Source organism: Pseudomonas sp. Q12-87, from assembly GCF_001269755.1.
GTDB classification, from domain to species: Bacteria; Pseudomonadota; Gammaproteobacteria; order Pseudomonadales; family Pseudomonadaceae; genus Aquipseudomonas; species Aquipseudomonas fluorescens_S.
This window is the reverse complement of record NZ_LHVI01000025.1, coordinates 19,057-28,938: the sequence shown is the minus strand read 5'-3', so window position 1 is coordinate 28,938 and position 9,882 is coordinate 19,057. Positions and strand designations below refer to the sequence as shown.

The following is a 9,882-nucleotide window of genomic DNA, read 5'->3' as shown; positions in this document are numbered from 1 at the left end:
TCTTGCGCGCCATGGCAATTCCTCGCAGGATTGAATGACGCGCGCGGGGTACACGGTGGCGAAAGGATTCACTCTCTTATACGAGGTCACGGCCTGGCCGTGCCATCAACGACTCCACGCCGATACCGTGCAGGTCACTCTCCCTCTCGGGTGCTGACACACCAGTGCTGGTTACGGCCTTTGCCCCGCGCGCGTTCTTCCAATTTACGATGAACTGTTTGCTGCGCGACAGCGCAGCGTCGAAGACGCGGCGGGATCTCCCTCGCCACGGGGTTCGCGCCTCTCCAGCACATCTCTCACGCACCTCTTGTCAGCAGCGCCCTTTGCAGCGAAGGCCTCGGGTATACTGCCGCGTTTTGTGATGCCCTGCGGCGTCCCGCCGGTTCGAAACGCGCCCTTACGATTTGCCGGTGCAGCGTTTGTGATTCTGAACCAGCCTTGCAGGGATGTTTCGGTGATTTTTGGAGTTTCTATGCTCGAACAGGCTCAACGCGTCCTCAAGGACATCTTCGGCTACGACAGTTTCCGTGGCCGCCAGGGTGCCATTATTGAGCGCGTAGCCAGCGGTGGCGATGCCCTGGTGCTGATGCCCACCGGCGGCGGCAAGTCCTTGTGCTTCCAGGTGCCGGCGTTGTTGCGCAACGGCCTGGCGGTGGTGGTTTCGCCGCTGATCGCGCTGATGGACGACCAGGTCGCGACCCTCGAGGAACTGGGTGTCGCCGCCGCCGCGCTGAACTCCACCCTCAGTGCCGAGCAGCAGCGAGACCTGGCGGCGCGAATCAAGCGCGGTGAAGTGAAGATGCTGTACCTGGCGCCGGAACGCCTGGTGCAACCGCGCATGCTGGCGTTCCTTCAAAGCCTGGACATCGCCCTCTTCGCCATCGACGAAGCCCACTGCGTCTCCCAGTGGGGCCACGATTTCCGCCGCGAATACCTGCAACTGGGGCAACTGGCGGAACTGTTCCCCGACGTACCGCGCATCGCCCTGACCGCCACCGCCGACAAACGTACCCGCGAAGAAATCGTCGAGCGCCTGCACCTGCAGGACGCCGAGCGGTTCCTGTCCAGTTTCGACCGACCCAATATTTTCTACCGCATCGTGCCCAAGGAGCAGCCACGCAAGCAGTTGCTAGCGTTCCTGGCCGAACGCCGCAGCGATGCCGGCATTGTCTATTGCCTGTCGCGCAAAAAGGTCGATGAAGTGGCGGCATTCCTCTGCGAGCAGGGTTTTCCAGCGTTGCCATATCACGCCGGCCTGCCCAACGACCTGCGGGCGTATCACCAGAAGCGCTTCCTCAACGAGGAAGGCTTGATCATGGTGGCCACCGTGGCGTTCGGCATGGGTATCGACAAGCCCAACGTGCGCTTTGTCGCGCACCTGGATTTGCCAAAATCCCTTGAGGCCTATTACCAGGAAACCGGGCGAGCCGGCCGTGACGGCTTGCCCGCCGACGCCTGGATGGCCTACGGCCTGCAAGACGTGGTGATGCTCAAGCAAATGCTGCAGAACTCCGAAGGTGACGAGCGCCATAAGCGCCTGGAGCAGCACAAGCTCGACGCCATGCTCTCGCTGTGCGAAGAAACCCGTTGCCGTCGCCAGACCTTGCTCGCCTATTTCGATGAAGACATGCCCCAGCCTTGCGGGCATTGCGACAACTGCGTCGATGGTGTGGAAACCTGGGACGCCACTGAACCGGCCCGCCAGGCGTTGTCGGCTATTTTTCGCACCGGCCAGCGCTATGGCGTGGGGCACTTGGTGGATGTATTGCTGGGCAAGGACAACGAGAAAGTCCGCAGCTTTGGCCACCAGCACCTTTCAGTGTTCGGCGTAGGCAAGGCCCGCACCGAGAGTGAATGGCGATCATTGTTCCGACAACTGGTGGCCCGCGGTCTGGCCGACATCGACCTGGAAGGCTACGGCGGCCTGCGCCTGAGCGCGAGCTGCCGGCCTTTGCTCAAGGGCGAAGTCACCCTTGAGCTGCGTCGTGATCTCAAGCCGGCCACGGCAATCAAGAGCAGCAAGAGCCAGGCCAGCCAACTGGTGCGCGGCGAAGAGCGCGATCAATGGGAAGCCTTGCGTGCCTTGCGGCGCAAACTGGCCGAGGAGCATGGCGTACCGCCCTACGTCATTTTCCCTGACTCGACGCTGCTGGAGATGCTGCGCAGCCAACCCGCTTCCCTGGCCGACATGGCCCGGGTCAGCGGCGTGGGTGCTCGCAAACTGGAGCGCTATGGCGAGGCGTTCCTCCAGGTATTGGGCGGCGAGGCCGAGGCTCCCAAGGCTGTGGCCGACATACGCCATGAGCTCATCACGCTGGCTCGGGCCGGCATGACGCCACTGCAGATCGCCGGGCAATTGCAGTGTTCCGAGAAAAACGTCTATTCGATGCTGGCCGAGGCCATCGGCCAGCAGCAATTGTCCCTGGAACAAGCGCTGGACCTGCCTGAGGAATTGATGGGCGAGGTGCAGGATGCATTTCTGGATGGCGAAGGCGAGTTGCCGCCGGTCTCGGACGTTGCCGCGCTGTTTGTCGGTCGGGTTCCGGAAGGCGTCCTGTACTGCGTCCGCGCCGCGTTGCAGTCGGAATTTGAAGTTTGATCAATCAGTTAGACGCCTTTAACGATTCAGTACGGGGTGAAACCTTGCCTGAATCCAAAGCTCATGCTTAGCTGACTAATAATTAGTTTTTCTCTATTTTCGATCTGATGAGTTCTTATATGCCGTTAACCGATCAACACCGATTTGGCATGCAACTGGCGCAAATGTCTCGTGGCTGGCGCGCCGAGCTGGATCGTCGCCTGGCCGGGCTGGGGCTGTCCCAGGCACGCTGGCTGGTGCTGTTGCACCTGGCCCGTTTCGAACAGGCGCCGACCCAGCGCGAACTGGCCCAGAGTGTTGCCGTCGAAGGCCCGACCCTGGCCCGTTTGCTCGACAGCCTGGAAACCCAGGGGTTGGTGCAGCGCCAGGCAGTGGCGGAGGATCGCCGGGCGAAGAAAATCGTGCTCTGTGCGCCGGCCAGGCCGTTGATCGAACAAATCGAAACCATCGCCACCCAACTGCGCCGGGAGTTATTCGAGGGCGTCGACGAGGCCGACATGCGCGTGTGCATGCGGGTCCACGGCACGATCCTGGCCAATCTGGAAAAATCCTGAGGTAAATCCCAGCCTTCCGTCTTTTGAGATTCGGCGGTTAGCGAACTATAACCAGTACTAAGCGTTCGTATCGGATGCGTTTCGCTCAGTCTGGTAATCGAAAGGGATGCCCATGCTTGGAAGTCTGCAGTCCACGTTGCGCCGTTGGGTCAACGTGTCGGTCGTCGTGGGTATATTGGGATATCCGGCCCTGGCGGCTGCGCTTGGGTTGGGTGAGATCACCCTCCACTCCGCCCTGAACCAGCCATTGCGCGCCGAAATCGCCCTGCTCGATGTGGCCGGGCTCGGCGAGGGTGATCTGTCGGCCAGCCTGGCGAGCCCGGACGATTTCAGTCGTGCGGGCGTGGAGCGACTGTTTTTTCTCAATAGCCTGCGCTTCACGCCGGTATTGCGCGGCGAGCGCAGCTTCATCCAGGTAACGTCCAGCAAACCGGTGGAGGAGCCATTCCTCAATTTCCTTGTGCAGGTCAGTCAACCCAACGGCCGCGTGCTGCGGGAATACACCGTGTTGATCGATCCGCCGGGCGCGCCGGGCATCGTGCCTGCCCGCGAGGATTCTTCCGCAGCCCCACAGCCTTCAATGCCGAGCCAGGCGATACCTGCCCGCAAGCCGCCAGCAGCGGTACAAGGCAAGCGCTACACGGTTGTGCAGGGAGACAATCCCTGGGTCATCGCCAAACGCTTGCACGATGCCGGCAGCAACGCGTCGGTCAACGAGTTGATGCAGGCCATCCAGGCCTTGAACCCCGGCAGCGACCGGCTCTCCATTGGCCAGCGCCTGCTGCTGCCCGATTCGGCGGTGTTGCCGACGGCTGCTGCCGGAGCCGCTGCCAGCCCGGCTTCCGATGCTTCCAACGAACAATTGGCCGCCAGCGTGCTGCAAAACCAGCAGCAACAGAAAACCATCGACCAGTTGCAAACCCGGCTCCTGGCCCAGGACGAGGAAATCGCCAGTCAGCGCAAGCACATCGATGAACTACAGGCCCGACTGGCTGAAACAGCGCCGGCCCCGGTGACAGCGGAGCAGCCGCAAGCGGTGCCTGCTGCACCAGCGGCGGTAGAAAACGCGCAGCCCGTCGCAGAGCCGGCCACGGAGCCGGAAGGCATCGATTGGCTATGGATGGCCGGGCTGGTGGGCTTGCTGGGGGGGCTCGCGCTGTTGCTGTTCCTTCGCCGTCGGCAGCAGCAGGCCGACTCGCAGCCGATGTCCCTGCATCCCGAGCCGGTGATGGACGAGGCGGCCGATACCTATGCGTCGCCCTCCGGCAAGGAACAGCACGAGACGGCCGCATCGTTCAATAATGGTGATGCGCCCTTGGGCGACGTACTGGAAGGTGTCGGGATCTACCTGACCTACGGTCGTTTTACCGAAGCCGCCGGGTTGCTGCGCTCCGCATTGCTGGCGGAGCCGGAGCGTACCGACCTGGGCCTGAAGTTGCTGGAGGTACTGGGCAAGCAGGGCGACGTGATTGGCTTCCAGGTGCAGGAACAGCATTTGCTGGCCCAGGGCGTCGATGCGGGAACGCTGGCGGACATTCGCGGACGCTACCCCAAGGTCGCCCCGATCACCGCTGCGGTGGTGACGGCGCCAGAATCCTCGACACCGACACCGACACCGACACCGACAGCTGAGCCTGAGCCTGAGCGGATCGCCAGCGACGAGTTCGAGCTCGACCTGGACGCGCTGTCCATGGAAACCAGCTGGGACCTGGCTGATGACCCGGATACGTCCATTGAGAAAAAAACCGCGGCGCCGCCCGTTGTCGATGTTTCCGAGAGCCTGTCGCTCTCAAGCTTCGACGAACCCGAGCTGCAGTGGGAAGCCCCCTTGGAAACCGAGTCGCTGGACGATGACTTCCTCGATGCGTTCGCTGATGAGGAACAGTCGCTGCAGCTGGAGCCGTTGCCCTTTGAGCCTGTCACCTTCGATGGCATGGCCCTTGAACCCGAGTCACCGGAACCTTCGGTCAAACTGGAGCAGGCACAGAACTGCATCGATGATGGCGACCTGAAGACCGCTGTGGCGCTGCTTGAGGAACTGCTTGAGGAGGGCGACGAACCGCTCAAGCAGACTGCCCGGGTGTTGCTGGCAGGGATTCGCTGAGTTTCCTGGATTTGATGTTGCGTCTGCTGGCCTCATCGCGAGCAGGCTCGCTCCCAAGGGCTAGAACAACGTGTGGGAGCGAGCTCGTTCGCGATGGCGGCCTGCCAGTCTCCGATCATTTCCAGCCAAACGCCCAGCCCATCAAAACGTTTGCCCCAGGTTCAGGTAGACCGCCTGCTCGTCATCGTCATTGAAGCCATAGCTGAAATTCAGCGGCCCCAATGGCGTGTCAAAGCCCAGGAAAACACTGGCGGCACTGATGTAGCCGCTGTCGAAGTCGTTGTCGTTGTTCCACGCCCGGCCACGCTCCAGCGAACCGCCGATGTACAGCGGGAAGTCCAGCGGCAGGTAGGCCCGGGGCGTGAGCCGGCGGTAATACACGGCGCGCATCAGGCTCATGTTTTGCCCTGATACCCCGTCTTCACGAAACCCCGACAACTGCCGTGCACCTCCGAGTACGAAGCTTGAGGTCACCACTTCGGCTGTATCCAGGGTCCGGCCGTAGCGCCCACCGAGGATGAAGGTATCCGGGCCACTGCTCAGGGCCTTGTCCAGTTTGAATTCCCATTGGCGATAACGCTGGTCGGAGCCCAGCCCCGGTTCGTACTGGCGCCAGGTCAGGCCAATGTCTTCGCCTTCATGGGGGAAATACACGTTGTCGAAGGAATCGAACGAGTATTTCAGCTCGTAGAAACCTTCATTGAAGTTCTCGCTGGGCTGGTCGTGATCGCCAATGCGCACGTCGGCCTTGCCCCAAGCCTGGCCCACACCGAAGCGGATTTCGCCGCTGTTGCCGATCTGACGGCCCACGTTCAGGCCAAAACCGTAGCGCTCGACCCGGTATTGGGCCACCGGGTCGTTGTCCAGGATCGACTCCACGTTGCGCGATTCGAATTGCCCGTAGGGGGCGATGAAGTAGCGCGAACCCACATCCAATGGCTGGTAGAACTCGCTGTACAGCTCCTGCTTGTCGCCGATCTGCGCGCGGGTCAGCCATTCGGCGCCCAGGCGATTGATACCGTTGACCCGGTAGCTTGCGCCCAGGTTGAAGGCACTGTCGCCGCGCATGTCGTCCGACAGGCTCAGGCCCAGTCGCAGGTAGTCCGTACCGGTGCGTTTGCCTCGCGCGCTGATCACCAGAGTTTGATCCGCGCCCTTGTGCACCACGCGGTATTGCACCTGCTCGAAGTAATCCAGGCCGTACAACGTACCCATGTCGGTCTGCAAGCGACCCAGGTCCAGCGGCTCGCCGATCTTTTGGCGAACGTAGTAGCGAATCACGTCGTCGCCGACTTTCGAGTCGTTCTCCACCCGAATCGCGGTGATGACCGGCGTGCGTTCACTCGGGGCGCGTGCCGCCATCAATTCGGCGTCGGGCGGCTCGGCGGGGCGCAGGCGGGCCAGGCGGGCATCGAGGATGTGTGTGGCGCGGTAACCGGCGTCGATCATTTCCCGGGCCCGGCCGAAGTCGGTTGAGCCGAAGCTCGCCAGGGCCGGCTGGATCAGTACGTCGTCTTTTTTCAGTGTCGCCAGTTGTTCTTCCGAATTGCGCCGGGTCATCAAGGTGGTCGACTGGTTCAGCACGTCCACCACTGTGATCAGTTGCTTGCGGTTGCGCAGTGGCGTGCCGATGTCGACCACGATGGCCACGTCGACGCCCATTTCCCGGGCCACGTCCAGCGGGATGTTGTCGCTCATGCCCCCGTCCACCAGCAGCCGTCCGTCCAGTTCCACCGGGGCGAACACCGCCGGGATCGACATGCTGGCGCGAATCACCTTGGGCAGGTGGCCTTTGCGGAACACCACTTTTTCGCCGCTGGCGATGTCTGTCGCTACCGCGCGAAAAGGGATTGGCAGTTTGTCGAAGTCGCGGGTATCGCTGGCGTGGGCCAGCAGGCTTTCGAGCAGCAGGGCCAGGTTCTGCCCCTGGATCACGCCCAAGGGCAGGCCGAGACTGCCATCATCGCGAAAGCTCAATTTCTGCTTTACCAGAAAATCCCGGTCGTCTTGCTTGCGCCGGAATGGCACGTCCTTGCGCGGCGGAGCGTCGGACAACGCTTGTTGCCAGTCGATGCCCAAGGCGAGCTTTTCCAGCTCATCGATCTTGTAGCCGGAGGCGTACAGCCCGCCGATCACCGCGCCCATGCTGGTACCGGCAATGGCATCGATCTTGATGCCTTGCTCCTCCAGGGCCTTGAGCACCCCGATGTGGGCCAGGCCTCGGGCCGCACCACCGGACAACACCAGGCCAACCTTCATGCGTGGCGCGTCGACGGCCTGGGCGAACAGGGGCAACAGCAACAGAAGCAGGCAAGGCAGCAGGCGGCGCATCGTCAATCTCGGGTCGGTCGGTCAAAGGCGGGTATTATAACGACGCCTTTGAACTCAGGAGTCCGTTGCAATGGCCGAACCCAAACCGGAAGTTGTCATTACCTATTGCACCCAGTGCCAATGGTTGCTGCGCGCCGCCTGGCTGGCCCAGGAACTGCTCAGCACTTTCGGCGACGACTTGGGCAAAGTGTCCCTGGTGCCGGGCACCGGGGGGATATTCCACATCAGCTGCGACGACACGCAGATCTGGGAGCGCAAGGCCGATGGTGGTTTTCCCGAGGCGAAGGTGCTCAAGCAACGGGTTCGCGACCAGATCGACCCGGAGCGGGACCTGGGCCACAACGACCGGGTTCAGTGAGAGGCGGCTTCGGCGCCCGCGCCGGCTTTTTTCGTGCCACCACCCAGTTGGCTCGACACGATGATTGCCAGGATGATCACGGCGCCGCCCACCAACATGCGCAGCGTCGGGTTTTCATCGAACAGCAGCCAGGCCATGGCGATGCCGTAGACCGGCTCCATGGCGAAGACCACGGCTGCGGTGCGCGCCTTGATCACCGCCAGGCTGGCGACGAACAGGCTGTGGGCCAGGCCGGTACAGAACACGCCGAGCAACGCGATCCACAGCCAGTCGAGAGGGCGCACGTCGTTCAGTTGCGGAGCGGCGATGGGCAGCAGGCACAACCCGACCACCACGTTCTGGCACAGCGCAGCCTGCACCGCCGGCACGTGAGCGGAGCCGGCGCGGTTGGTCAATGACAGCAACGAGAACAGCAGGCCCGAGGCCACAGCCCACAACAGGCCGGTGGTAGCGCCGCTGGCCAAGTCGAAATCCGGCGTCACCAGCACCAGGCCGATGCTCACCAACACCACCAGGAGGATTTCGTTGGCGCGAATCCGCTCGCGGAAAATCAGTCCCTCGAGCAGCACCGTAAAGGCGGGGAAACTGGCGAACCCCAACGTGGCGATGGCCACCCCGGCGATTTTGACCGCCATGAAAAAACTCACCCAATGCCCGGTCAGCAACAGCCCACCCAGTAACAAGCGTCGACCGTCCTCGGCCCGGAGTTTCTGCCAGCGGGTGTTGCTGGCGAACCGGGCAAACACCGCCAGGGCCAGCACGGCGAATACGGCGCGACCGAACACGATGATCGCCGGCGAAGCGGCGGCAAGTTTGCCGAACACACCGGTCAGGCCAAACATGAGTGCGCCGATGTGGAGGGCGCCGAGGGCGGTACGGGGAGTCATTGCGATCCTTTGGGCAGATAAACCAGAACTGGCGATGGACACAATGGGGCAATGTGAGCGTTTTCTGTGGGGGCGAGCTTGCTCGCGAAAGCGCTACTTCAGGCAGCGCAGAGGTTGACTGACACAAAGCAATCGCGAGCAAGCTCGCTCCCACGGGATTGCCCCTCGCAGATTGCGTTATTTAAGCGTGGCTGAGGCGGCGGTGTCTGTCGCCAACCTGGCGATTTTTAGCGCGATTCTAGCGCTGTCGTCGCAGTTTACCCGGCGAAGCCCCGAATTCACGCAGTACCGCGGCGGCAAAGGCGCTCTGGGAGCTGTAGCCGACCTGATGGGCGACTTCACCAATGGGCAGGTCCGAATCGCGCAGCAACATGACGGCCTTGTGCATGCGGCGACTGCGAATGTAGTCCATCGGCGTTTGTCCGCATTCGGCGACGAAACGGGCGTGCAGGCGGGCGCTGGAAAGGCCGGCGACCCGCGCCAGGTCCGCCACTTGCAACGGATAGGCGGCGTACCGGTCGATGTGGGCGTCGAGCGCGGCGTAAGGCAGGCGCCGGCCGCCACTCGTTTCCTGGCGGATGCCGTTGAGGCTGGCCAGCAGCAGCACCGCGCCTTGCTGGGCGATCAGCGGGTCCTCCACGGGGCTGCCCGCCAGCCAACTGACCAGTTGGCTTTGCCCAGCGTCCAGGGGCAGGCGCGCGGTGTTGTCGAGCAATCGGCGACTGGCGTCGGCATGATCCCCCAGGGATTGCCCGACCCATTCGTCGCTCGGCACGTCCAGCACCAGGCAACGACTGCCGTGAGGGCTGTCACAGGCGTGATGGGCGCCGGCCGGCACCACCACGAAACTCTGTTGCACCACTTGGCTGCCGCAACCTTCGACCTCGAAATCCAGCGCACCGGACAGCCCGAACACCAATTGGGCATGGTCATGGCTGTGGACAATCAAGTCGTGGCTGTATTGGCGTAGCGTGAGGATCGGTCTCATCGCGGTCTCCCGTGGCAGGCCGCCAGTCTACACCGAGGGGGCGGCTACTCGCGCTGTCATG

7 protein-coding genes are annotated in these 9,882 nt (G+C 62.7%); 4 read left to right on the top strand and 3 right to left on the bottom strand.

Annotation, left to right across the window (positions count from 1 at the left end):
• Positions 1 to 472: 472 nt before the first annotated feature.
• The 3 genes from recQ (at position 473) to AD663_RS19450 (ending at position 5,257) form a co-directional block, all read left to right on the top strand.
• Positions 473 to 2,599 carry a DNA helicase RecQ gene (gene recQ, locus AD663_RS19460; protein ID WP_003184116.1) on the top strand — a complete coding sequence of 709 codons (2,127 nt, stop codon included), beginning with the start codon at positions 473 to 475 and terminating at the stop codon, positions 2,597 to 2,599.
• A 119-nt stretch (positions 2,600 to 2,718) separates the two neighbouring features.
• A complete protein-coding gene (locus AD663_RS19455) occupies positions 2,719 to 3,153 on the top strand; it encodes a MarR family transcriptional regulator (protein WP_003184113.1) in 435 nt (144 codons plus the stop codon).
• A gap of 112 nt (positions 3,154 to 3,265) precedes the next feature.
• Positions 3,266 to 5,257, top strand: a complete 1,992-nt coding sequence (locus AD663_RS19450) for a FimV/HubP family polar landmark protein (protein WP_053214379.1) — start codon at positions 3,266 to 3,268, stop codon at positions 5,255 to 5,257.
• 141 nt (positions 5,258 to 5,398) lie between these two features.
• On the opposite strand, the gene AD663_RS19445 is transcribed toward AD663_RS19450, so the two are convergent.
• Entirely contained in the window at positions 5,399 to 7,588 is a 2,190-nt protein-coding gene (locus tag AD663_RS19445; protein WP_053214378.1) for a patatin-like phospholipase family protein, read from the bottom strand.
• A gap of 70 nt (positions 7,589 to 7,658) precedes the next feature.
• Here AD663_RS19445 and AD663_RS19440 point away from each other — a divergent pair, with 70 nt between their 5' ends.
• Entirely contained in the window at positions 7,659 to 7,946 is a 288-nt protein-coding gene (locus AD663_RS19440; protein WP_003184107.1) for a SelT/SelW/SelH family protein, read from the top strand.
• Here the strand turns inward: AD663_RS19440 and AD663_RS19435 are convergent.
• On the bottom strand, positions 7,940 to 8,833 hold the full coding sequence (locus AD663_RS19435) for a DMT family transporter (RefSeq protein WP_053214377.1): 894 nt from the start codon (positions 8,831 to 8,833) through the stop codon (positions 7,940 to 7,942). The two genes, AD663_RS19440 and AD663_RS19435, sit on opposite strands and share 7 nt — an antisense overlap.
• Positions 8,834 to 9,071: 238 nt before the next feature.
• Positions 9,072 to 9,821 carry an AraC family transcriptional regulator gene (locus AD663_RS19430; protein ID WP_003184103.1) on the bottom strand — a complete coding sequence of 250 codons (750 nt, stop codon included), beginning with the start codon at positions 9,819 to 9,821 and terminating at the stop codon, positions 9,072 to 9,074.
• Between the last annotated feature and the right edge of the window lie 61 nt (positions 9,822 to 9,882).